The following is a 23816-nucleotide window of genomic DNA, read 5'->3' as shown; positions in this document are numbered from 1 at the left end:
CCAGGACCCAGGACCCAGGACCCAGGACCCAGGACCCAGGACCCAGGACCTTTAGTCCCCCCCCTGAAACCCTATGCCGCTGGCCGCGGTCGGGTGGAACAGGGTGCTGTAGAGTCGCTGGGCGAAGCCGTCGGTCATGCCCGAAATATAATCGGCGATGATGCGGTGGGCATTTTCTCCTTGGTCACTGCTGTGGCGCCAGCGCTCGCGGGTATTTTCCGGCAGCAAACGCTCGGGATCCGACGAGAAGGCTTCGAACAGCTCCATCACTAACTGCTGGCCTTTGTACTCCAGCAATTGGATATCCGGTTTGTGGACCACATACAGGCTGACGAACTGCTTGAGCACCTCCAGTACCTGCTCCATCGGCTCAGACAAGTAGGCATTCCACTGCAACAAAGGCTCCTCGAAGCTGTCGATGCCATTTTGAATGGTCGGGGCGATATGGATGGATGTCAGCAGGGCATTGACCATGGCCCCGATTGCGTCTTTGCGCTGGTGGTGGGTGCCAAATAGCTGGCTGCTGAGCTGTCCGATACGCTCCTCCAGCCAAGGTTCGCCACAATCTGCCAGCTTGCTGGCCACCGCTTCCTGCCACTGCTCGCGGGTGACAATCCCCATCACAATCGCGTCTTCGAGGTCATGGACACCGTAGGCGATATCGTCGGCCAGCTCCATGATAGAGCAGTCTAAGGATTTGAACCGCGTTTTTAGGTGCTCGCTTGGCTTGGCGCGAGCATGGCGCATCTGGCCAAACAGCTGGCGGTCATGGTCGGATAACGGGGCCAATACCCAATCGAAGGTCTGGTGGTCATCGTTGTAGATCCCCTTGGCCGGGTACCAGTCCTTAGCTTTGAGGTGGCGGAAATGGTGGACATCTGCTGGCAGCTCTGTGGCACGGGTATGGCTGATAAATGCCGGGTATTTCAACAGTCCGAGCAAGGTGCGGCGCGACAGGTTCATGCCGAAGCGTTCGGTATAGGGTTCGAGTAGGGTGACGATCCTGAAAGTCTGGGCATTGCCCTCGAACCCACCGTGCTCCCGCATCATGTAGTTCAGCGCGACTTCGCCGCCGTGGCCGAATGGAGGATGGCCGATATCGTGGGCAAGGCACAAGCTTTCCATCAGGCTGTTCGAAGGCAGAAGCTCACGGAATTCGGGTTGCTTGATTTTCAGCTGCGCCACAATGCCGGTACCAATCTGCGAGGCTTCCAGCGAGTGGGTCAGGCGGGTGCGGTAAAAGTCATGGTGGCCGGCACCGTGGACCTGGGTTTTGGCCTGCAGCCGACGAAAAGCCGCAGAGTGAAGGATCCTAGCTCGGTCACGTTGGAAGGCCGAGCGATGGTCGTTGCGCCGCATTTTCTGCTCATTGCTTTTGCGTGTTTCCCATTGCTGGCTAAATTGTGGGGACAGGGAGATATCGGCCATTAGCTGATCTCATCTAGGGTTAGGTTGAAACTGTCGACAAAGGTCGCGAGGAAGTATTGCATTTCCGGGGTGGAGCGCTGTTGCAGGGTATGCTCAAGGTTGTTTTTGGCCGAGGTAAACTCGTGGTTGCCGACGTTGAGCTCCTCCAGGCATTTGAGGTACGCGCACAGGCTGTCGGCCTGTTTGACGATGGCATAGTCATCCTTGTCTATTTGGTGGCTATCGAGCAGCGGTGCGTAATCAGCACGGAACTCCTCGGGAAGCATCGACAACAGTTTTTGCTCGGCAGCGAGTTCGATTTTCTTGTACTCCTCGGCGATCGCCGGGTTGTAGTACTTGATAGGGGTCGGCATATCGCCCGTCAGCACTTCACTGCAGTCGTGAAACATCGCGAGCAGCGCGATACGTTCAGGGTTGGTGTTGCCACCGAACTTGCGGTTTTTGATCAGGGCGAGGGCATGGGCGACAAAAGCGACCTGGAGGCTGTGCTCCGAGATATTTTCGGTTTCGACACAGCGCATCAACGGCCAGCGCTGGATCAGCTTCATTCGGGCAAGATGAGCAAAAAAATGGCTTTGTTTCATAGCGGTACTTCTTGACGGACAGAACAGGTAACAAAATCAATCACCTTTTAAAGGTAACAGAATTTACCGCTAAGCAAACGATAATTCGCGTTTGGATCTTTAGGGGGACAAGCTAGAGAAATGAAATAATGAAGTAACATATATGCAGGATGTGATTTCAAAAGCGCATTAAGACATCCATGTCGCTCCGACCCGCCATCCATGGCGGGTAGGTTTTGAAATCTCACCCTGATATAGGTCTAATAACACGTTATATATCAATTTTTACTGGCGGTAGTTATGGAGGAATCGCTCCAAGCGGCCTATCGCCATTTCCAAGTCATCAACCCGCGGCAGGGTGACGATACGGAAGTGGTCCGGTTGTTTCCAGTTAAACCCGGTGCCGTGTACCACCAAGACTTTTTCCTGCTGGAGGAAGTCCAGTGCGAAGCGCTGGTCATCAATGATGTTGAACTTTTTCTGATCCAGTTTCGGGAACAGGTAGAGCGCGCCTTTCGGCTTGACGCAGGACACCCCCGGGATGGAGGTTAGCAGATCATAGGCCCGGTCACGTTGCTCCAGCAAACGGCCACCCGGCAGGATCAGCTCATTGATACTCTGGTAGCCACCCAGCGCCGTCTGGATAGCATGTTGCATTGGCACGTTGGCGCACAGGCGCATCGAAGAAAGCATTTCCAACCCTTCGATATAGCTCTTCGCCAGGTGCTTAGGGCCAGAAAGTACCATCCAGCCGGCACGGAAGCCGCAGACCCGGTAAGACTTCGACAGGCCGTTGAAGGTCACGCAGAATACATCGTCGGCCAGTGGGGCAATCGAGGTGTGCTGAGCACCTTCGTAGAGGATCTTGTCGTAGATCTCGTCGGCAAAAATGATCAGCTTGTGCTGGCGGGCAATTTCCACCACTTCCAGCAGGAAGTCCCGGCTGTAAACTGCACCTGTCGGGTTGTTCGGGTTGATCAGGACAATACCGCGGGTGTTCGGCGTAATCTTGCTGCGGATATCGTCTAAATCAGGATACCAGTCGGCTTGCTCGTCACAGGTATAGTGCACAGCTTTACCGCCGGAAAGGGATACGGCTGCTGTCCACAGCGGGTAGTCCGGTGCCGGTACCAGCATTTCATCGTTGTTGTTGAGCAGGGCCTGCATCGCCATTACGATTAGCTCGGAAACACCGTTGCCGATGTAGACATCTTCCACGTCCAGATCGAGCATGCCGCGCTTCTGGTAATGCTGGACAACCGCTTTTCGGGCCGAGTAAATGCCCTTGGAGTCACAGTAACCCTGGGAGGTCGGCAGGTTACGGATCACATCCACCAAAATTTCATCAGGGGCATCAAAACCGAACGGGGCAGGGTTGCCGATATTGAGTTTGAGAATCTTGTGCCCTTCTTCTTCCATGCGCTTGGCATGTTTCAGAACGGGACCTCGAATGTCGTAACAGACATTATTGAGTTTTGATGACATCCCGATGTTTTGCATTATTGGTGGTATCCTGTTTCAAGCCGTTAATGACAACAAATTACACTATAAAACCTTAAAAAATAAACACCCTACAGGAATAAGTAGCGTAAAATAGTGGTTTGTATAATTAAATTCTATGTTATGAGGTGGGATTCACTGGCTGCAGCGCAAAACAGGGGCTATTTTCCTCTCTTGGCAGAATAAAATATTACAATGAAGGGATTTGCTGGAGATTTCAGCAAAATATGATGGTAATTAAACCGGATTTGTCGAAACTGGCGGCAAAATATTATCTTGCGAGGCGTCATTCGCCATTCGTTTCTGTGAGGGGCAGGGCAATCATCGCTTGTGATGAGATGTGAAGATATATATTGAGTCATTACTTTATTAGTCAGAATGCGAGAACTGGGGTAGAATGCCATGATTCGGTATGTGGTCTATTGCTTACAGCTGCATGACTTGCTGGGGGGCCACATATAGGGCGAAAGATGCTAATTGATTAGCCATTTACCATCAGCCAAGGATGAGCCAATTTGGTGCTTGAGAGCTGAGTGAGGTTACCTTGACCGCGTTACAAAAAGCCGTTGAGTTACTACTTGAAAAAATTCGACAATCCACGCCAATAACTCAACGATTGACGGTAAAGCTGGAGCTTCCGGCCAATACCGATCTGATTGATTGGATGGAGTCCCAACCCCTGTTTCCCAAGTTCTATTGGCAGTCGCGTGATTGCCGAGAGGAAGTGGTGGCGCTCGGGCAAATTAAAACGTTCACTGATCCCAAAGCTGCCGAGAAAATCTTGGCGGATGACCAGCGTATCTGGGGGGGGCGCTCATTTGACGGTCGTACCCAGCGCAACAGGCGCTGCATGCCTTCTTTCTTCTTCCTGCCGGTATTGGAGATTTTCCGTGTGGACGGCAGCTGGCAGATGGCGGTGAACCTGTCAGAGCAAAGCCGAGACAAAGTTATCGATGCACTGGCCCAGCTGACGCTGGATACTATCGAAGTTCCGCAGATCACGAGTAAAATCCTGGGGCGCACTTACAGCCCTGACTTCTCTGGCTGGTCACAGATGATAGGCAATGCCCTGGAGGCTATCTCCCAGAGAGTGTTCGAGAAGGTTGTGCTGGCACGCAAGACCACCCTGACCCTCGATACACCGGTTTCGCCGGCCCAGCTGCTCAAGGCTAGCCGGGGCAGCAACCACAACAGCTTTCATTTTATGATGGCGCTCGATGCCAAGCATTGTTTTGTCGGTTCCACCCCGGAGCGTTTGTTCCTGCGCCAAGAGCAAGATCTGCAAACCGAAGCACTGGCGGGAACCATTGGCCGAGGGGCCGATATGGCCGAAGATGATCGCCTGGCACAATGGCTGCTCGACGACAACAAGAATCGCTATGAAAACCGCTTGGTGGTGGATGATATCGTCGACCGCTTGGTACCACGCTGCATCAGCATGAACGTGGCCCAGACCCCAGAGCTTATCCGCCTGCGCAAGGTGCAGCACCTCAAGCGCGGAATTGATGCCCAGCTCAATGACGGGGTCGAAAACTCTGAGTTGCTCGACAGCCTGCAGCCCACAGCGGCCATTGCCGGGCTGCCGAGGGACAAGGCGTTGGACTTCATCAGCGAGAATGAACCTTTTGCCCGTGGCTGGTACAGTGGTGCCGTCGGTTTTCTCGGGGCACGCCGCAGCGAATTCTGTGTCGCAATCCGCAGTGCCTTGATCATGGGCGATGAGCTGCACCTGTTTGCCGGGGCCGGCATAGTGCCCGGTTCGACAGCCGACAGTGAGTGGAAAGAGCTGGATCGTAAAACATCGACCCTGTGCAGTTTGCTGGCCAGCGATGAACCTGAGTGGGAGCGCCAGACGGCATGAGTAATGGGGTTTCGACAAGAGCGGCCTTGAACCAGTTGTGGGCAGGGCTGATGCTCGAAGAGCTGGTGCGCCACGGCGTGAAGCATATCTGTATTGCTCCCGGCTCCCGCTCGACGCCGCTGACCCTGGCGGCGGCAAAAAATGGCCAGCTGGCGATCCATACCCATTTTGACGAACGCGGGCTGGGCTTTCTGGCACTCGGGCTAGCCAAGGCAACGGCCGAGCCGGTGGCGGTCGTCGTCACTTCCGGTACCGCGGTGGCCAACTTGTTACCTTCAGTCGCCGAAAGTGGGCTGACTGGTGAAAAGCTGGTCTTGCTGACCTCCGACCGCCCGGTGGAGCTGATTGACTGCGGGGCGAATCAGGCTATCCGCCAGCAGGGTATTTTTTCCTCCCATGTGACCGCGTTTGAAGATATCCCTTCGCCGACCCAAGAGATCAGCCCTGCCTGGCTGCTATCAACCGTTGATAAGGCAATGTACCAGCAGGCACAGCGCGGTGGGTCTGTACATTTCAACTGCCACTATCCCGAGCCGTTATACGGCGAAGAGGGGGATTTCTCTGCCTACCTGCAGCCGGTCGAACACTGGCAATCTGGCCAGGCCCGTTTTACCCAGTACATTGATGCTGAGCGCAATGGTGCCGCGGTCGATCTTGAGCGCTGGCAACAGCTGCAGGGCACCAAAGGGATCGTGATTGCCGGCCGGGTTGCACCGAATGAGTTTGCCGCTATCAATACTTTGGCTAAAGCCTTGGGCTGGCCGTTGTTGGCCGATCCGCAGGCTGGTGGGAGCAGTGACTGGGCTGGTTTTGATGTCTGGTTGCAAAACGATAAATGTCGCCAGCAGTTACTGCAGGCGGACGCTATTATTCAGTTTGGTGGCCGTCTGGTTTCCAAACGCTTGGGGCAACTGATCGGTGCCAAACAATGGTCGCATTACTGGCTGGTGGACCCACTGTCGGTTGCGCTTGACCCGAGCTTTGCCGCGACCGTGCGCATTCAGGCCAATGTGTCTCGCTTTGCCGGGAAGCTTATTGAGCATACCGGATCCTCCGGTGCCACCTATCGTGGCTGGGCGGATTGCCTTAAAGCCGCCTCCAGCCAGTGTTTGGCCTCCGCCCGAGATAAATACACCGTCCTTAACGAAGTCAGTCTGGCTGCCCATATGATGGATTGGGTCGAGCGGGACACGACATTGTTTTTGGGCAATAGCCTGATTGTCCGCCTGCTGGATATGTGTGGCCGCATGCCGTCAACCGCGACGTTTGCCAACCGCGGCGCTTCAGGCATTGATGGTTTGATTGCCACTGCTGCCGGGGTGCAGCGTGCCAATCAGCAGCCAATGCTGTGTGTATTGGGCGATACCTCTCTGCTGTACGATCTCAACTCGCTGGCTTTGTTGAAGCAAGCCAATCAGCCGGTGGTGGTCGTGGTCACCAACAATGACGGCGGGGCGATCTTTGACTTGCTGCCGGTACCGGATGCGCAGAAGGACAGTCTATACCGCATGCCCCATGGCCTGAGCTTTGGCCATGCCGCGGGCATGTTCGGGTTGAAGTATGCCAGCCCGGCCACGCTCGCTGATGCCAAGCGAGCCGTTCAACAAGGCTTGTCTGTTGACGGGGCTACCTTGGTCGAGATCAAGACCCCGGCCGGAGAGAGTGGCGATTTGCTGCGCGAGCTATTTGGCGAGATCAAGCATGCGACTTTACTCTGAAACCTATGGTGCGCCTGTTGTTGGGGGAGTATCTAACCCAACCGGGCCCCTCAAGCCGACGCTGGTTTTTTTGCACGGTCTGCTCGGCTCTGGCCGGGACTGGCAGCAGGTTGTTACCCAGCTAAGCATTAAATATCAATGCCTTACTGTTGATTTGCCAGGCCATGGCCACAGCCGCTCAATACCGGCTGAAGAGTTCGAGCAGCGAGGCTTCGAGCTGACCAGCCAATGGTTAGCTGATACCTTGGAAGCCCGCGGGGTGACCCGCTATATTTTGGTTGGTTATTCGCTGGGGGCTAGGGTGGCGATGTACCATGCCTGCCACCGGGATACCGACTCGAAGCCGCAGCTGGCCGGTTTGATTTTGGAAGGTGGTCATTTTGGCCTGCCGCAAAGCGAACGAGCGGTGCGGCTGGATAATGATCGGCGCTGGGCGCAGCGGTTTGCTGCCCAGCCTATTGCCGATGTGCTGGCGGACTGGTACCAGCAACCGGTATTTTCATCACTGAATCATGACCAGAGACAAGGTTTGATTGCCAAGCGCAGTGATAACCTTGGCTCTTCCATAGCACATATGCTACTGGCTACATCGCTAGCCAAACAACCTCTCCTGCAATCTCAGCTAAACAGGCTTCCTATTCCTGTGCATTATCTTTGCGGAGAGAAAGACGAAAAGTTTACGCTTCTGGCTGCGGGCTCTGACCTGTTTTATCAGGTGATCGAAGAAGCCGGCCATAATGTTCATGTTGAGCAGCCATACTCTTTTGCCAGGGCCGTAGACGATTTTATTTCAAGAACATTATTTGAAGCACATTCTTACAAGAATAAGGCAGATGGAATTTTATGATGCGTAGCGCGAAACTTTACCAATATCAGCTTCCTATGGACTCTGGTGTGATCCTCCGTACCCAGCGTTTGGTCAACCGCGATGGCTGGATTGTCGAGCTGCAGGACGGCGATCACAAAGGCTATGGAGAGATTGCGCCACTGCCTGAATTCAGCCAAGAGACCGCAGAACAAGCCGGTGAACAAGCCAAGGCATTGCTTGCGCAGTGGGTCGCTGGCGAGGCGTTGGCGCTAGACAATGCATTACCATCTGTTGCATTTGGCCTGAGCATGGCAGAGCTTGAACTGCAGGGCGGCCTGCCACAAGCCGGCAACTACACGGTTGCCCCGCTGTGCGCCGGTGATCCCGACGATTTGGTTATCGCCCTGAATGACATGCCGGGTGAGAAGGTGGCCAAAATCAAAGTGGGCATGTACGAAGCTGTTCGCGATGGCATGGTGGCCAATATGTTCATCGATTCCATTGCGGGGATCCGCCTGCGCCTAGATGCCAACCGCCAGTGGACGCCACTGAAAGCCCAGCAGTTTGCCAAGTATGTGAAGCCGGAAAACCGCGGAGGCATCGCGTTTCTGGAAGAGCCTTGCCAAACCCCAGCTGACAGTTTGGCCTTTGCCCAGGAAACAGGGATCAACATTGCTTGGGATGAAACCGTGCGTGACGAGGGCTTTGAGGTCAAAGCAGAGCCGGGCGTGGTGGCGATTGTGATCAAGCCGACCCTGGTGGGCAGTATCCAGCGTTGTATGGAACTGGTAAAGCAGGCGCATGAGCAGGGTCTAACGGCAGTGATTAGCTCCAGCATGGAAACCAGCCTTGGTTTGAATCAGCTGGCTCGCTTTGCCGAATGGCAGACGCCGGAAGTGATCCCGGGCCTCGACACCATGCAGCTGTTCCTCAGCCAGCTGGAAACGCCGTGGCCTCAGTGTGAGCTGCCGGTGAAAACCCTGGCTGAATTGGATGTGGTATGGTCCAAGTAACGGCTGGCAGCCGGTCGGAGATGCCGGTGGAAGACGTCACGGATATGACATTTTCCACCTGGCCCTGGCAACATTGGGCAAAAGAGCGGCCGTCAGCGGTCGCTCTCTCATTTGGCGGACAGCAATTTAGCTGGGCCGAACTGGCCGACAGGGTCGAAGAGTATGCCCAGGGGTTGGTTGAGCAGGGCCTCAAGCGTGATCAGCTGGTGGCTGCCGTGGCTCCCAACTCGGTATCGGTGATCTGGTTGTTGCTCGCGACATTGCGTACCGGGGCCCGCTATGTCGGGCTGAATCCGCGCTTGAGCCAGCAGCAGCTTGCCGCCCAGCTGGCGCAGCTGGAGTGTGACTTTATTTGGTATCCGGCAAAGTCAGGTATGGATTTTGGCAATGGCCAAGCGTTGCCAACCCGGTTGCAGTTACTGCCGCCGCAAGTGCCACGTCTGGTGCCGGTGACTTGGCAGGCTTCCCGGGCTGCGACCCTGACCATGACCTCGGGCTCTACTGGCCAGCCCAAAGCGGTGGTACACAATGCACAGAGCCATCTGGCGAGTGCGGCGGGCTTGCTGCATTGGATGGCGTTTGAGCCGGGAGATAGTTGGCTACTCTCGTTGCCGCTATTTCATATTTCCGGAATGGCAATTGTCTGGCGTTGGTTATACCGCGGTGCGCAACTGGTTATTGAGTCCCCGCAGGGGTTGGAGCAGGACTTGAATACGGTAACCCATGCTTCACTGGTACCGACTCAGCTACAGCGTCTGCTGGCCAGCAGCCAAGCGTCGTCATTGACGTTGAAGCGGGTATTACTCGGCGGGGCGGTGATCCCGGTTAGTCTTACCGAGCGGGCCAAGCTGGCGGGGATCGAATGCTGGTGTGGCTACGGCATGACCGAAATGGCCTCGACGGTGACGGCCAAGCTGGCTGATAGCAGTGCTGGCGTTGGTGCGGTGCTGCCAAATCGTGAGCTGATGCTCAAAGACGGCGAAGTCCTGGTCAAAGGCAAGACCTTGGCGATGGGCTATTACCGCAACCGGACTGTTTTTCCGCTCTGCGATCAGGACTGGTTTGCCACCAAAGATCTGGCGGATTGGCACGATGAAGAGCTGTTTATCCGTGGCCGCAAGGACAACATGTTCATCTCCGGTGGCGAGAATATCCAGCCGGAAGAGATTGAAAAGGTGCTGCTGGCACACCCAGAGGTGCGTCAGGCTTTTGTGCTGCCGGTTAATGATACCGAGTATGGCCAGCGTCCTGTTGCGGTTTTGGCAACGTCCTCTGAGCTGGATTCGCGGCTCGAGGGGGAGTTGGTCACGTATATGAAACAGCAGGTGATGGGCTTCTGTCGTCCGGTGCAGTATTTTTCTTTGCCTTCGCACCTCAGCGCTGGAGGGATCAAAATATCCCGCCAGCAACTGGCAGGATGGTTGGCTGAACAAAATGGACCTGCTGACTGAAACAAAAAGGCCCGAGGTGACAATTATCCCCCCGGGCCTTTTTTATTTAATCGCTATTTTGGTTCTAGGTACTATTTACCTATTATCCCCTCGCAACGTCAGCACTTCTTCCCTTAGCTGGCTGCTGTTGGTCTCTTGCGGTTGAATCGGCTGCCCGGCGACAATCGTGACTTTTGACCAGAAGCGTTTAGGGATTTTCAGTAGCGCCCGTCCGCCTTCCCGGCTGAAGAAGCTGCCCCATAAACCTTGGATAGCGACTGGCACGACCGGGACAGGAGAGCGCTTGATGATCAAGTCGATCCCGCGCATGAAAGGCCCCATTTCGCCATCATAAGTCAACTGGCCTTCGGGGAAGACGCAAACAACTTCGCCGCGATCGAGGCGCTTGCTGACCTCGACAAAGGCTTTCATCACCGATTTCCTGTCGGTGGCATCGATCGGTATGACCTTGCAGGCCCGGCAGAAGGCCCGGATCATCGGTAGTTTGTAAATATCTCGGTCCATCAAAAAGCGGATTGGACGCGGGCACGCCCCGGCCAACAATAGGGCATCCATGTAGCTGACATGGTTACAGACAATCAGCACGCCGCCTTTTTCTGGAATATTGGCTAGGTTCTTATGGGTTACCCGGTACATGGTGTGGCTGACCAGCCAGACCATGAAGCGCCAGAAAAAGTCCGGGGCTTGGATGTAAATGTAGATGACCACGACCAGGTTCAGTACTGACAGGATCAGGAAGAACTGCGGTATGGAGAACTCCAGTACCGCCAGTACCATAATGCCGCTGATCGCACTGATGACCATGAAAATAGCATTCCAGATATTATTGGCAGCAATGACCTGGGCCCGTTCTTTTTCCTTGGCACGGTGCTGCATCATCGCATAGAGAGGGACGATGAATACCCCGCCAGACACCCCCAGCATAGTTAGGCAGATAAAGACACTCAGTAGTTGTGGGTTAGTCACAAACTCGACAATCGACTGGGTCTCGGTGATGGCCGTCGGCGTACTGAACATCAGGCCCGCCCCAAAGAGGGTGATCCCCATGCTGCCCAGCGGGACGATGCCCGGTTCGATGCGGTGGCCCGATAGCCGGTCACACAGTAGCGAACCGATGGCGATGCCGATCGAAAACAGGGTCAGCAAGAAAGAGACCGAGGCCGCATTGCCACCCAGGTGCAATTTGGCGAAGTTCGGGAACTGGGTCAGGTAGCAGGCACCGAGGAACCAGAACCAGCTGATCCCCAGGATACACTGGAATACGGTTCTGTCTTTGCGGGCAATGGCCAGCGTCTTGCGGGTTTGTTTTACCGGCTGCCATTTGAATTTCAGATCCGGGTTACTCGGTTTGGCCGATGGGATCCCTTGAGAGCACAAATAGCCAATCACCGCAAAGCTGACCACGCTGATGGCTGCGATATAGGTGGCCTGTTCTTGGTTGGCAATCACACCCGCCAGAAGGGTACCGATCAGAATGGCAAGGAAAGTGCCGGTTTCGACCAGGGCATTGCCGGAGACCAGCTCTTCTTTTTTCAGGTGTTGGGGAAGCAGGGCATATTTGGCCGGGCCGAAAAATGCTGATTGGGTTCCCATCAGGAACAGCAGGATCAGCAGCATCATGTAGTTTTCGCTGATAAAGGCCATGGCTGCCAAGGTCATGATGACAATCTCGGCCATCTTGACCATGCGCATGATGGTGGCCTTGTCATATTTATCGGTGATCACCCCGGCGGTCGCGGAGAATAGGAAGAAAGGCAAAATGAATAAGCCCGCAGCCAAGTTGATGATCAGATCACTGTCTACCGGTAATGTGCCCGGAGCGGCAAAGGCTATGAGGATCAACAACACATTCTTGTAGATGTTGTCGTTGAATGCCCCGAAGGCCTGTGTAAGGAAGTAGGGCAGGAAGCGCCGCTGGGTTAGGAGTCGAGACTGATCTGACATGAATACGTTAGCCTGAGTTCGAATAGATCATCGAAAGTAGTCACCGCAGCGAATGCGGTTCAAAAAGACGGTATCACTTGTTGATATGAGTGTATAGCTATCTGGCCTAAATTAAGGCCAGATACAAATTAATAAATGTTAATTGATTACCCTTTCCATGCGTTAAGGTAAGTAGTTAACAGGTTATCAATCAATGCTTTGCCATCAACGGGAACGGAGGTGAATAGCTTGTCATCAACCGATAGCAGGGTGATCCCGTGAACGCCCGACCAAATCACACGGCTCGCTTCAAGGGTTTCGTCACTGTTGAGCTTAGGGTTGATTTGCTGGATCAGGGTTTCCAGCATACCGGTCATGTTGTTGATTCGCTCTGACTGCCACTCCGGCAGCTCTTCACCGTTCATGGTGTGCTGGAAGATCAACTGCCAGCGATATGGGTTTTTCGAGGCAAAATCCAGATAGCAGTAGGCAAGGCGCTTGAGGGCATCTTCCGCTGATGTCGCTTCTTTCATTTCTGCTTCGGCCTGGGCAAACAGCTCATCCAGGGTCTGGGCAACGGCATGCAGCAGTAGCAGGTTGTAGTTACCGAAAACGTTAACCAAGGTGCTAGGTACATAGCCGATCATGGCCGCAACCTTGCGTAGGCTCAGTTCGTGGTGAGGGTGTTCAGCGAGAAAGTTTTTGACTTGCTCCAGTGTCATACTTACCAACTCTTCGCGAGTATGGTCGTTTCGTCTTGCCATCGAAGTTACTCTTAATCGAATAAGTCTTATTTTGCTTAATTGTAATATGCCCAGCCCGAGTGGGTATGATGCGAAATAAGTTTTTTGCAGAAAGGCAAAAAATAATTAGAACATTGTTCGATATTCTAGTGTTAAGCGCAAGAATAGGTCAAGCCTATTAGCTTTCTCTATTGTCATTTCTGGTATTTACTTGGTGAGTTGTGAGCCTAGTCAAGGCAAATGCCAGCACTTTTTTGAATGCTGGCATTGGTATTGTTTACTTTTGCAGCGCGGCTAAGCTTGGCGGCGTTGTTGGTTCTGAATCGAGACCTGATCGTTGAGGGTCCAGAAATCGACCAAGATACCGATGAGGAAGAAGCCGAAAGTAAGGAGATACAAGATACCGGTGAGCCATTTCCCCATGTACATGCGGTGCAGGCCAAAAACGCCGAGGAAGGTTAGCAGTAGCCAGGCAACGGTGTAATCGATATCGCCGCCGTGAAAGCGAAGATCTGCTTCTCGGTCCATGGAAGGGATCAGAAACAGGTCGATTAACCAGCCGATACCGAATAGCCCGAGGGTGAAGAACCAGATGGTGCCAGAGACGGGTTTACCGTAGTAAAAGCGGTGGGCACCGGTAAAGCCAAAAATCCACAACAGGTAGCCGATAAGTTTGCTGTGAGTATCTTGCATAAGTCATTCTGCCTACAAAATTATTATTAACACTTTGAAGTTATTAGAGTTACAGACTAATTCAATCCAGCGCGATATGAAACTATTCATTGATAGTTAATATTAGTAACAATTTGCTTGTGTGGTTTGGTTGACATTCAGTTGCTGAGGTTTACGATGCAATCTTCATTATGAGGCAAAGGTATTTCATTCGAATGAAACGCATCTTCACAGTATTTGCCCTTATCCTAACAGTCGCTTTCGTGGCGCCTGAGGCTGAGGCAAAGAGATTTGGTGGCGGTAAATCATTTGGCAAAAGCTTTAAAACGGCGCCAGTGAAAAAGCAGCAACCACAGCAAACGGACACCCTGAGACAACAGCAGCAGCCAGGCACTAATCAGGCCGCAACATCAAGCAAGAAAGGACTAATGGGCGGCCTGATGGGCGGACTATTGGCTGGTGGATTGCTAGCAGCCTTCTTTGGCGGTGCGTTTGAAGGTATCCAGTTCATGGATATTTTGATCTTGGGCTTGATTGCCTTTGTTATCTTTAAGTTGTTCAAAACACTGCGTGGGGCAAAATCGACGCCGATGGGCCATCGCGAGGCGTATGCAGGCAACTCCCCGCGCCAGCCTCAGCAGCCTCACCAGTTCCGCCAGCAGGCGAACCAGGGCGGCATGGGGCAGGACGAGTACGTATCGACCGACAGCGATGTGCCATTCAACCTGCCTCCGGGCTTTAATATGAATGCGTTTCTCAATGGTTCCCGCGAGCACTACCGTACCATCCAGGGAGCCTGGAACTATAACGATCTGGACAAGATCAAAGAGTATGTCAGCCCGGCGTTGCTGGAGGATTTGATTGCCGAGCGTGCCAAACTGGACGGTGAGCAGCACACTGAAGTGATGTATGTTGATGCCGAGCTGGTACGTGCCGACTACGATGCGAATATGGCGCAGCTGAGCATTAAGTTCTCTGGCCGTTACAAGGATCGCCATGAGGGTGTGGAAGAGGATATCACTGATATCTGGCACCTTGAGCGTGACCTGCGAACGCCGAACGCACCTTGGCTGATTGTCGGCATTCAAGCCTGACAACACTGAGCGAGATTTTGAAAACCGCCCCCCTAGGGCTAACACCGATCAGTTAAGCCATTGATCAGTTGAATGATCCTACGGTTGAGTGAAAATACCCTCAGACATTAAGTATGAGGGTATTTTTTATGTTGGCACATTGGCTGATCGATGTTGATGATTTTGCTTCACCTGACTCACTCTCTTTGTTTCAAAAAGAGTTGCCTCTTGAGTGGATTCAACAAGCACTCGATGACACCAACAAGGCAAGTTTAAGGCGACGGAAGCTACCTGCTGAGCTTGTGGTCTGGCTTGTTGTTGGGATTGGTTTATACCGTGATAGACCGATTACCGATGTACTTGATAAGCTAGACCTTAAGCTTTCCAGTTCTCTAGGTGAGTCCATTGCTCCGAGTGCGATCCCCCAAGCAAGAAAACGGTTAACAGCTAAGCCTCTCGAAGCCCTATTTACATTAACTTCACAGCATTGGGTACAAACAGAGGATAGTGAAGATACATGGTTCGGGTTAAAGCTTTTCTCTGTAGATGGCACGCAATTTAGGACCCACGATACCCCAGCCCTTGCAGAGCATTTTCAATACGTTAAGCACAGTAAAACTCGCCATACTGAATACCCAGTTGTAAGGCTATGTGCACTCTGCTCCCTCCGAAGTCGGCTAATCCATAATGTCGCTTTTGGTCCTAGCTACAAGGGTGAAGAAAGCTACGCCAAGCAACTCATTTCCTCTGCAACAGCCAACTCCCTTACTATTTTCGACCGATGCTATTTAGGTGCAGAGTTGATGATTAACTGGCAAAACCAACATGGTTCTAGCCACTGGATGACTCCCATTAAATCCAATACAAAGTACACAATCATAGAGCAGTTAGATGAAGACGGGCGTGACTTGATAGTAGAAATGAATGTTTCTCAACAAGCTCGCAAAAAAGATCCTCATCTGCCTGAAAAGTGGCAGGCTAGACTTGCGCTTTATCCAGAAAAAGATCAACCCAATCATATCAAAGGGGTTTTGACGTCCCTAACAGACAAAAAATATGACCTGCAATCCTTGCTTAATGTTTACTTCGAACGATGGGAAATCGAAAACAGTTACGGGGAGATAAAACACGACATGCTTGAGGATGAGATCCTACTTCGCAGTCAATCAATCGAAGGTGTTGAGCAGGAGATCTGGGGCACCTTAATTGCCTATAATCTAGTCCGGTTGGAAATAAGCCGAATAGCGAAAGAAGCTAAAGTGTCGCCTTTACGGATCAGTTTTATGATGGCTTTGAGGGATATCCAGGATGAATTAATGTGGTGTGCAATCGCATCGCCCGGCTCAATACCCAAGAAGTTAAGGGCAATGCGAGAGCGAGTAAAACGTTATATTTTGCCTGAGCGAAAAAAACGGCCCAAATCAAGGACCGTTCGTATCAGTAAAACTCGCTATGTGGTTCGCTCCAAGCATCTTAATTGATAGGAGTTAGCCCCCCTAGGGCGGTTTTTTTATAACAAAAATATGATCTTGCTCGCTCTCGCGATGGCTGTGAATTGATCTTGCCACCTACTTTTCTAGCGCCAAGCCGCTAGTATTAGAGTTAGGTTAAATCAGTAAGAGAGAAATGCATGCCGTACAATGCCGATTTGGTTCACGAGATGAACCTACTAGTGAAATTCCCAATGCACAGTGATTTGGAGGGGATTAAAGTACACAGTGATGCCGCGCCGGAAATGGTTGCAGCGGCGCAGCGTCTGTATGCGAAAGGATTGGTGACACAGGAAGACGGCGGCTACCTGACCTATTCGGGCCACCAGGCTGTTGAGCACGCCAAGTCGGTGCTGCGTATCCTGACGGGTAAGGTAGCGGTTTAGGTCATACTTTCCAGTTCGGTAATATTTGCTAGCGCCTGCTTGTTGCTATTTCCGCACAGTGACGGGCAGGCTTTAAACTGATGACAGACGGCAGGGCGCTCGGGCTTGCCGAAAATCTTACACAGATTGTTGTCGTCAAGCTGGATGCAGCGAATACCGGCCGGTTTGCCCTTTGGCATGCCGGGGATTGGTGAAGAAATACTTGGTGCAATACAGCACGCCCCACAGCCTAGTCGACATTCCATCACTTACCACTCATCTACACTTATCAAAACGGTTGCGAACGTTACCACTCTCGGTGCCTGTGATCAAAAAAATGTGGCTTTTGAGGCAGAGGATAAGAGTGATTCTTATTCCATGGCGTTATTGGTAGCGATAGGCTGGAATTACTTGCACTTTGCTAGCCCGGGAGCTATAAAACCGCCTCCATTGAAAGGCCTTGGCATAGCGCAAGGTGACAGCAACAGAAGGCAATGTGATGACGCACTACTGGCAACAGAAAGATTTGAAGGAAATGACCGATCAGGAGTGGGAAGCGCTGTGTGACGGCTGCGGCAAATGCTGCCTGCACAAGCTGATCGACGATGATACCGACGAAATCTACTACACCAATGTGGCCTGTAGCCTGCTGGATAACAAGACCTGCTCTTGTAAAGACTATCCGAACCGGTTCGAATCGGGCGAAGAGTGCCTGAAGCTGACCCGCGAGCGTATCGACGAGTTCGTCTGGCTGCCGGAAACCTGTGCCTACCGCTTGCTGGCCGAGGGCAAAGCGCTGCCAGAGTGGCACCCGTTGCTGACCGGTTCGAAAGACGCCATGCATGCCGCCGGTGAATCCGTGCGCGATAGCGTGGTGTATGAAATCGATGTGATTGACTGGGAAGACCACATAATCAACCATCCGAATAGATAGTTCACCTTACCTCCAGATGCCTTTAAGCTATTGGGATAATTACTTTTTACATCAAGTTTCTTGAAAAAAATGCCTGCATATGGATACTGACTCAAAATGATTATATTGGGTAGGTTCAATGAGTGCACTAAGGCGGGCGTATAAGCCAAGAATTCCAATGCCAAGCCACCAGTGCTCAATGGTCAACCGCGAGACACTGCCGCGGGAATGCGGGGTGTATGCCATCTCGCGGGGATTCGAGTGTCTGCTGGTGGGCAGTGCATCAGATGTAGGCAAAGCCCTGCAGTCGCTGCACAAGGTGGGTGACGTGCAAATTACCCACGGCTGCACGGCACAGTTCTGGCGTTGCCGGGAGCAGGATAGGCAGGCGATGGAACTGTCGTTTATCTATTCGATGGATCCCAAGTTCAATATTCACTTGCCGGACAACTTCGTTAAAATCATGACCGAGTACCTCAAGCCGGACTCGAGCCTGGCGGTGGAAGATATCGAGCGTTTCTTCCAGCATTTCCAGGCCAACCGGGCGTACAAGGTACACGAGCATGAAGAGCGTCGCCGTAAAACGGAAGTGACCCGGCTTGCTTACTTGGCGGCGTTCAGCGAGTTAACCGATGACGAGCTGGATACCGTGCAGGAGGCATTGGAGCAGGTCCGGCGGGAGCGCAGGGCGTAAGCCCGCTTGCTAAGCGTCTGGGTCTTGCCGGTTACCGCAGGCCATCATAGAAAAAGCCAGCACATCAAGATGTTGCTGGCTTTTTTGTTTGGTTTAATCGAGATTAAGCTTATGCCGCTAGGCCGGCATGGCTGCGTTCGAGGATCTCGACGATGGGCGCGGCTTTGTTGTGCTTGCGGATATCGGCAAACAGCTCCTTGGCCTGCGGGTACTCGTGGCGCAGGTAGGCAAACCACTGTTTGATGCGGTTCGGGTAGTAGAGGCCTTTGTCCCCTTTGATTTCGTAGGTCGAGTATTTTAGCAGCAGCTGCAGCACGTCTTCCCAACGCATGTGCGCCTCGTTGTGTTTGACCACATTGCCCAGGTTGGGCAGGTTGATGGCACCGCGGCACACCATCAGGGCGTCACTGCCGGTGACGTCCATGCAGCGCAGGCCATCCTGGTGGTTCCAGATCTCGCCGTTGGCAATAATTGGCGTTTTGATTTTCTCTTTTAGCCTACGGATATAGTCCCACTTGATGGTGTCGGCCTTGTAGCCATCGACTTTGGTTCGGGCGTGAACCACGATCTCATCCGCCCCGGCCTGGGCGACGGCATCGGCAATTTCATAGCAGTGGCTGGGTTCATCCCAACCAAGACGCACCTTGGCTGTTACCGGCAGGCGCGGATCGGTCGCACCGCGTACCGCCTTGACGATGTCATACATCAAGCCCGGATCTTGCAGCAGTACCGCCCCGCCCCTACTTTTATTGACCGATTTGGCCGGGCAGCCGAAGTTGATATCAATACCGGGAGAGCCAAGGGTAACCGCGCGGTGGGCGTTTTCTGCCAGCCAGTCCGGATCCTGACCCAATAGCTGCACCCGAACCGGTGTCCCTGAGGCCGTCTTACCGCCCTGACGCAATTCGGGGCATAGGCGGTAGAACACACTGTTTGGCAACAACTGGTCAACCACACGGACAAACTCCGTGACGCAGAGATCATAATCATTGATATCTGTCAGCATTTCCCGCATCAGGTGGTCAAGGACACCTTCCATCGGGCCTAGAATTACTCGCATGTGATTTCTCTTTTGTGCCAATGTGCAAAAGTATAGGCGCGGCAGCCCCGCGCCTGTTGGGTGCGAGATTTTAGTGGGTAATGGTGGGCTTGTCCAATACCAGGCTACGACGGCATGAGCATCCGCCCCGAAAGGGTAAAGACTTTAGGCAGTTCATGCCGTTGGGCCTCTTGGGCCAGTGTCAGCATTTTCCTGGCCACCTGCTCGGCCGGGATCGGATCCAGGTTGGCGAGCGGGCCGATAATTAACGGGTGGAAGAGATCGAAGATCCCCTGGACCAGTAACTCGTCTTTTCTCGGCTGGCTGCGCTCCCCCTTGAGGGGCCCGGGACGGACAAAGATGCAGTGCTCAAAGTCCATTTTCACCAAAGCCTGTTCCATTTTCCCTTTGCAGCGCAGGTAGTGGGAGGGCGACCAAGGACTGGCAAACAGGCTGGAGATGACAACGATATGCCTGACCCCTAACATCTTCATGGTTTTGGCCACCTCTTTGACCAGTTGGTAGTCCACCGCTTCCAGGGCCTTTTTGCTGCCGGCCTGCTTTTTGGTGGTACCGAGGCAGATAAATCCCACGGTCGGTGTCGGAGAGGCATCTTCCCATTCGGTGACGCGCAGATCGGGATGGATGATCTGGTGCAGTTTGCTACTGTGTAGGGGAAGCTCACGCCGAGAGAGGGCATATATCGCCTCAAACTCCGGTTGACTGAGGAGAAGATGTAAAAGTTCATCGCCGACCAATCCGCTGCCACCGGCAATAATTGCACTGCTACCTGTCATTAATTTCCACCATCCTGATGATAACTCCATCTTTTTTGCCACCATTTGCTGCAAAGTTCAACAGGTTTGTCTTTTAGCCACCAATTTCCTGTTCTGGCGCAAAAACGGCTGTACCCAAGTAACTTCAAGTCCATGTTCAGCGAGAATGACTTGGGTATATAATCAGCCGACGAAACAGAGAACGAGAACCGATCATGACACAACTAATGACATTACCAGAGGCTTGGGATGGCATGCCGGCCACCTTTATAGAAGGTGCACTACTGGCAGCCAACGCCAATCCGAAACCTTTGGCACCAGAGATCTGGCTACCTGTGTTGATCACTGGTGGAGTGGATGAAGACGAGCCAGTAGCGCTAGAGCAAGATGACAAGGTGTCGGTGTTAAACCACTTTGAACTGCAATACCGGCATATCAAGGCCGGTGAGTACACCTTGCCTGAGGCGGTGAGCTTTGAGCATGCCGGTGAGCTGACGTTAGCCATGCAGCAATTTGCCGAAGGCTTCCTGGCTGTATGGCCGTATATCGAGCCGAATTGGGCCGAGCAGCCACTGACAGACGGTACCATGCGCATGCTATCGGCATTAATTACCACCTTGATGCTGATGTTGGACGAGGACAATACCTTGGCACAGATGCAGGAGGCTGGGGTAACCGGTATGCCCGCGCCAGCAGAACTTTATGCTCAGTTGCCACTGATGCTGACTGAGGTGGTGATGGCGGCGGATGAGCTGCAGCAGGGCAATGCAGCTCAGGCCGTTAATCCTTACAAGGAAACCGGCCGCAATGATCTCTGTCCCTGTGGCAGCGGCAAGAAGTTCAAGCAGTGCTGTGGTAAGTAGTGTGTTGACACCGGAGCCCAACAAACAGAAGCCGGTGATCCTAGTGGTCGCCGGCGTGATCGAAAAGCAGGGAAGGTTTTTGCTGACCCAGCGCTTCGATCATGCCAGCCAGGGAGGACTATGGGAATTTCCCGGTGGCAAGGTGGAAGCGGGAGAGTCCGAGGCCCAAGCGCTGGAACGTGAACTTCGCGAAGAGCTGGCAATTGAGACCACCACTGGACCGTTTCTAGCCGACAGTGTGTTTGACTATGGTGACAAGGTTATCCATCTTAAGGGGTATCTGGTCCATTGGGTCTCAGGAGAGCTCGTTTTGCATAGCCACCAAGATGCCAAATGGGTTGAGCAAGAGGAAATTGATAGCTACTCCTTGTGCCCGGCTGACTATCCCATTGTCGATGCGCTGGCGAGATATTCCCTGTAACTGTCCTGCACCTTCGCTAAAGCGTTTAACCCCAGCCATCCGCTGGGGTTTTTTTGGTGCGCCGAGCATGGCGTTGTTCTAGGAGGTGAAAGTCCTCTACGGGCTCAGTCGAGCGAGAACCGTTAGCCTATGCAAGGGTGCCCACCGTGAGGTGGGATCTGAAGGAAGCAAACGGCAAAACTTGGTTGTGACGAACAGAAATCTGATAGTAGGCCAGTACAACTTGGGTAACCTAGCCATATATAGAATAGCCCAATGCCTCGACGGGAAGTGTGTACGGGTAAATCAGGCACAACCAAGGGAAAGAACAACGTCTTACCTCGGGAGATCTTATTAGCTGTCTCGGACGAGACTAGTGCAGCAGTGATGCTGCGTGACGGTTAATAAGAAGTCAGCAGAAGGCATAGTACCTTGGGGAAGTACAACCCAAGGGAAGGCCGGAACTGAATATATCAAGAAGCAGTCATTAGACACTCAATCATGTGGAGTCATAGCAAGATGAACAATATCTCTACGTACCAATGGGCAACACCGCAAGTGACGCTCATGGCCACGAAGAATGACAAGCATGTTTGGCGTAGACAGGAGGACGAGTCTTGGTGACCTCCACTCAGTTGATGGAGCAGATCTGTTCATCAACGAATCTGAACCAAGCCCTGAGAAGAGTAAAGAAGAACAAGGGATGTGCTGGGGTTGATAAACTCGACATAGCAGCCACTATCTCGGTGCTTCGGCAGTCTTCCAATGGGCAAGCGCTCCGCCAGAGCCTTCTGGACGGTAGCTATCAACCCCAACCCGTCTTGGGTGTAGAAATCCCTAAACCTAGTGGGGGAGTGAGGCAGCTAGGTATCCCAACGGTACTTGATAGGATCGTCCAGCAGGCCATCACATCAGTCCTGACAGATATCTACGAACCTAAGTTCTCCAACAGCAGTTACGGGTTCAGGCCCAACCGTAGTGCCCACCATGCTCTGGCGGCAGCAAGCCACTACATCAGGGAGGGGCGGGGTTATGTAGTCGATGTTGACCTAGCGAAATACTTCGATACTGTGAACCACGATAGGCTGATGCACAGGTTATCGAAAGATATCACAGATAAACGGGTACTGAAGCTGATCAGGTCATACCTACAGGCAGGCATAATGCGAAACGGGTTAGTCGAGCAGAGGCAACGAGGGACACCACAGGGTGGCCCATTATCTCCGCTGCTATCAAATATCGTATTAGATGAGTTGGATAAAGAGCTTGAACGAAGAGGGCATAAGTTCTGCCGATATGCAGACGACTGCCAAATCTACGTGCACAGTGAGGAAGCCGCAAATCGAGTAAAAGCCTCGATAACGGAGTTCTTGGAGCAGAAACTGAAACTCACGGTCAACCGGGAGAAGAGTGCAGCAACAAGAGTGACAGAGCGGACTTACTTAGGCCATCGCTTCCAACGAGATGGAAGTATCCATATCTCGAAGACAGCACAAACTCACATGAAGAAGCGAGTGCGTCAAATAACGAAGCGGAATCGAGGACGAGAGTTGAAGACAGTAATAGTCGAACTAACTCAATATCTAAGAGGTTGGCAACACTACTTCAAGCTCGCCATGCGGAAAAGCGCGATGCAGCGCTTGGATGAATGGATAAGACGGCGCTTACGGTGCTACCGACTCAAGCAGCGAAAACGCAGACACAGCATAGCGATATGGTTACGCCAAGAAGGCGTAAACGAGCGCAATGCTTGGAAGCTAGCGATGTCAGAGAAAGGATGGTGGCATCTGGCTTTATCGCCGCAGCTCAATCAGGCCATGCCAACGAAACGGTTCAAGGAGATGGGCATGTACTCATTGAGAGATGGGTATGAGTCACTGAAAATATATTCGGAACCGCCGTATGCGACCCACGCTTGTACGGTGGTGTGAGAGGACGGAGGCCGTGAGGCCTCCTCCTACTCGATTCAATAATGGCCTAGTGCCGCTTCTCGCTAAATGGCAATAAATGCTTATTATTGCAGTTTTATGATGTAAACATCGTAAGCTTTGGATAATTTTGTATCTATTGTGAAATTTAAGGCCATTTTTATCCACTTAAATTCAGGCAGCGGCATGATGCGAATAATGCCTCATGGGTATGATTTGTTTCCTGTTTTTAATCCAGTATAAACAAAAGTTTATGTTTGTTTATCACCTGCATATGACTTCGCTTTAGACGCTTGAATAATGTTGCTACAAAATGATTTTCAAGCGGTATCTGAAGAGTATTACTTAAAAATCTTATCAAACTTACGCACTAGGCGACCTTTTCACTCATTAAACTGTTGGTTTTAGTGGCTAGCGAATTGGTTTTACGTCCATGTGGCACGTCACTGACGCCACAGTAGCGGATCATGCCGCAGACTCAGTCAAAACTAGTTGTAAACTTACAAACAAACTCGATCTTTGGTGGGTAATTCTGCTTATTTCCTGTTCTAATACGCTCATCAACTGCTTGCTGGCTTTTATTCCAGTTGATGTA

22 protein-coding genes are annotated in these 23816 nt (G+C 52.5%); 13 read left to right on the top strand and 9 right to left on the bottom strand.

Features of this window, described 5'->3' with window-relative positions:
- Nucleotides 1–51 precede the first annotated feature (51 nt).
- From PTW35_RS12900 to PTW35_RS12890, 3 genes are all read right to left on the bottom strand, one after another.
- Nucleotides 52–1428 carry an anti-phage deoxyguanosine triphosphatase gene (locus PTW35_RS12900; protein ID WP_281025333.1) on the bottom strand — a complete coding sequence of 459 codons (1377 nt, stop codon included), beginning with the start codon at nt 1426–1428 and terminating at the stop codon, nt 52–54.
- Entirely contained in the window at nt 1428–2012 is a 585-nt protein-coding gene (gene yfbR, locus PTW35_RS12895) for a 5'-deoxynucleotidase (protein WP_281025332.1), read from the bottom strand. The genes PTW35_RS12900 and yfbR overlap by 1 nt, the downstream gene beginning before the upstream one ends.
- 264 nt (nt 2013–2276) lie before the next feature.
- A complete protein-coding gene (locus tag PTW35_RS12890; RefSeq protein WP_281025330.1) occupies nt 2277–3491 on the bottom strand; it encodes a pyridoxal phosphate-dependent aminotransferase in 1215 nt (404 codons plus the stop codon).
- A 544-nt stretch (nt 3492–4035) separates the two neighbouring features.
- On the opposite strand from PTW35_RS12890, the gene PTW35_RS12885 reads away from it, so the two are divergent.
- From PTW35_RS12885 to menE, 5 genes are read left to right on the top strand one after another with little or no spacing between them, the layout of a single operon-like run.
- On the top strand, nt 4036–5352 hold the full coding sequence (locus PTW35_RS12885; protein WP_281025329.1) for an isochorismate synthase: 1317 nt from the start codon (nt 4036–4038) through the stop codon (nt 5350–5352).
- On the top strand, nt 5349–7070 hold the full coding sequence (gene menD / locus PTW35_RS12880) for a 2-succinyl-5-enolpyruvyl-6-hydroxy-3-cyclohexene-1-carboxylic-acid synthase (RefSeq protein WP_281025328.1): 1722 nt from the start codon (nt 5349–5351) through the stop codon (nt 7068–7070). Before PTW35_RS12885 ends, menD begins: the two co-directional genes overlap by 4 nt.
- Nucleotides 7054–7917 (top strand): 2-succinyl-6-hydroxy-2,4-cyclohexadiene-1-carboxylate synthase, encoded by an 864-nt coding sequence (gene menH / locus PTW35_RS12875; protein ID WP_281025327.1) that lies wholly within the window; start codon nt 7054–7056, stop codon nt 7915–7917. The genes menD and menH overlap by 17 nt, the downstream gene beginning before the upstream one ends.
- Nucleotides 7917–8891, top strand: coding sequence for an o-succinylbenzoate synthase (menC, locus tag PTW35_RS12870; RefSeq protein WP_281027506.1), 975 nt, complete (start codon nt 7917–7919; stop codon nt 8889–8891). Before menH ends, menC begins: the two co-directional genes overlap by 1 nt.
- Nucleotides 8892–8911: 20 nt before the next feature.
- Nucleotides 8912–10342 (top strand): o-succinylbenzoate--CoA ligase, encoded by a 1431-nt coding sequence (gene menE / locus PTW35_RS12865; RefSeq protein WP_281027505.1) that lies wholly within the window; start codon nt 8912–8914, stop codon nt 10340–10342.
- A gap of 75 nt (nt 10343–10417) precedes the next feature.
- Here the strand turns inward: menE and PTW35_RS12860 are convergent, their stop codons facing one another.
- From PTW35_RS12860 to PTW35_RS12850, 3 genes are all read right to left on the bottom strand, one after another.
- The gene (locus tag PTW35_RS12860; RefSeq protein ID WP_281025326.1) at nt 10418–12286 is read right to left on the bottom strand and encodes an MFS transporter; all 1869 of its coding nucleotides are present in this window, start codon (nt 12284–12286) and stop codon (nt 10418–10420) included.
- A gap of 146 nt (nt 12287–12432) precedes the next feature.
- Nucleotides 12433–13029: a TetR-like C-terminal domain-containing protein gene (locus PTW35_RS12855; RefSeq protein WP_281025325.1), complete on the bottom strand. Its 597-nt coding sequence runs from the start codon at nt 13027–13029 to the stop codon at nt 12433–12435.
- A 273-nt stretch (nt 13030–13302) separates the two neighbouring features.
- Complete coding sequence (locus PTW35_RS12850; RefSeq protein WP_281025324.1) at nt 13303–13701, bottom strand: TM2 domain-containing protein; 399 nt, start codon at nt 13699–13701, stop codon at nt 13303–13305.
- Between the two features lie 194 nt (nt 13702–13895).
- Here PTW35_RS12850 and PTW35_RS12845 point away from each other — a divergent pair, with 194 nt between their 5' ends.
- The 3 genes from PTW35_RS12845 to PTW35_RS12835 all read left to right on the top strand — a co-directional run bounded on the left by PTW35_RS12845 (nt 13896) and on the right by PTW35_RS12835 (nt 16629).
- Nucleotides 13896–14774 carry a TIM44-like domain-containing protein gene (locus PTW35_RS12845; RefSeq protein ID WP_281025323.1) on the top strand — a complete coding sequence of 293 codons (879 nt, stop codon included), beginning with the start codon at nt 13896–13898 and terminating at the stop codon, nt 14772–14774.
- 128 nt (nt 14775–14902) lie between these two features.
- Nucleotides 14903–16234: an IS4 family transposase gene (locus tag PTW35_RS12840; protein WP_281025016.1), complete on the top strand. Its 1332-nt coding sequence runs from the start codon at nt 14903–14905 to the stop codon at nt 16232–16234.
- Nucleotides 16235–16383: 149 nt separating this feature from the next.
- The gene (locus PTW35_RS12835; RefSeq protein ID WP_281025322.1) at nt 16384–16629 is read left to right on the top strand and encodes a TIGR02647 family protein; all 246 of its coding nucleotides are present in this window, start codon (nt 16384–16386) and stop codon (nt 16627–16629) included.
- Here PTW35_RS12835 and PTW35_RS12830 read toward each other — a convergent pair.
- Complete coding sequence (locus PTW35_RS12830; protein WP_281025321.1) at nt 16626–16874, bottom strand: YkgJ family cysteine cluster protein; 249 nt, start codon at nt 16872–16874, stop codon at nt 16626–16628. The genes PTW35_RS12835 and PTW35_RS12830 overlap by 4 nt on opposite strands.
- Before the next feature lie 233 nt (nt 16875–17107).
- Here PTW35_RS12830 and PTW35_RS12825 point away from each other — a divergent pair, with 233 nt between their 5' ends.
- Both PTW35_RS12825 and PTW35_RS12820 read left to right on the top strand, forming a co-directional pair.
- The gene (locus tag PTW35_RS12825) at nt 17108–17542 is read left to right on the top strand and encodes a YcgN family cysteine cluster protein (RefSeq protein WP_082008663.1); all 435 of its coding nucleotides are present in this window, start codon (nt 17108–17110) and stop codon (nt 17540–17542) included.
- A gap of 118 nt (nt 17543–17660) precedes the next feature.
- Complete coding sequence (locus PTW35_RS12820) at nt 17661–18215, top strand: hypothetical protein (protein WP_281025320.1); 555 nt, start codon at nt 17661–17663, stop codon at nt 18213–18215.
- 109 nt (nt 18216–18324) lie between these two features.
- On the opposite strand, the gene dusC is transcribed toward PTW35_RS12820, so the two are convergent.
- Together dusC and PTW35_RS12810 are read right to left on the bottom strand one after the other, a co-directional pair.
- Nucleotides 18325–19275 (bottom strand): tRNA dihydrouridine(16) synthase DusC, encoded by a 951-nt coding sequence (gene dusC, locus PTW35_RS12815; RefSeq protein WP_281025319.1) that lies wholly within the window; start codon nt 19273–19275, stop codon nt 18325–18327.
- Nucleotides 19276–19379: 104 nt separating this feature from the next.
- Nucleotides 19380–20051, bottom strand: a complete 672-nt coding sequence (locus tag PTW35_RS12810; RefSeq protein WP_281025318.1) for an NAD(P)H-binding protein — start codon at nt 20049–20051, stop codon at nt 19380–19382.
- Nucleotides 20052–20245: 194 nt separating this feature from the next.
- Here PTW35_RS12810 and PTW35_RS12805 point away from each other — a divergent pair, with 194 nt between their 5' ends.
- From PTW35_RS12805 to ltrA, 3 genes are all read left to right on the top strand, one after another.
- Entirely contained in the window at nt 20246–20893 is a 648-nt protein-coding gene (locus PTW35_RS12805) for an SEC-C metal-binding domain-containing protein (RefSeq protein ID WP_281025317.1), read from the top strand.
- On the top strand, nt 20838–21314 hold the full coding sequence (locus PTW35_RS12800) for a (deoxy)nucleoside triphosphate pyrophosphohydrolase (protein WP_281025316.1): 477 nt from the start codon (nt 20838–20840) through the stop codon (nt 21312–21314). The genes PTW35_RS12805 and PTW35_RS12800 overlap by 56 nt, the downstream gene beginning before the upstream one ends.
- Nucleotides 21315–21931: 617 nt before the next feature.
- Nucleotides 21932–23224: a group II intron reverse transcriptase/maturase gene (gene ltrA / locus PTW35_RS12795; RefSeq protein ID WP_348637735.1), complete on the top strand. Its 1293-nt coding sequence runs from the start codon at nt 21932–21934 to the stop codon at nt 23222–23224.
- The last annotated feature ends 592 nt before the right edge of the window (nt 23225–23816 follow it).

Source organism: Photobacterium sp. DA100, from assembly GCF_029223585.1.
Taxonomy (GTDB): domain Bacteria; phylum Pseudomonadota; class Gammaproteobacteria; order Enterobacterales; family Vibrionaceae; genus Photobacterium.
Note: the sequence above shows the minus strand (reverse complement) of the source record. Positions and strands in the feature narration are given on the sequence as shown.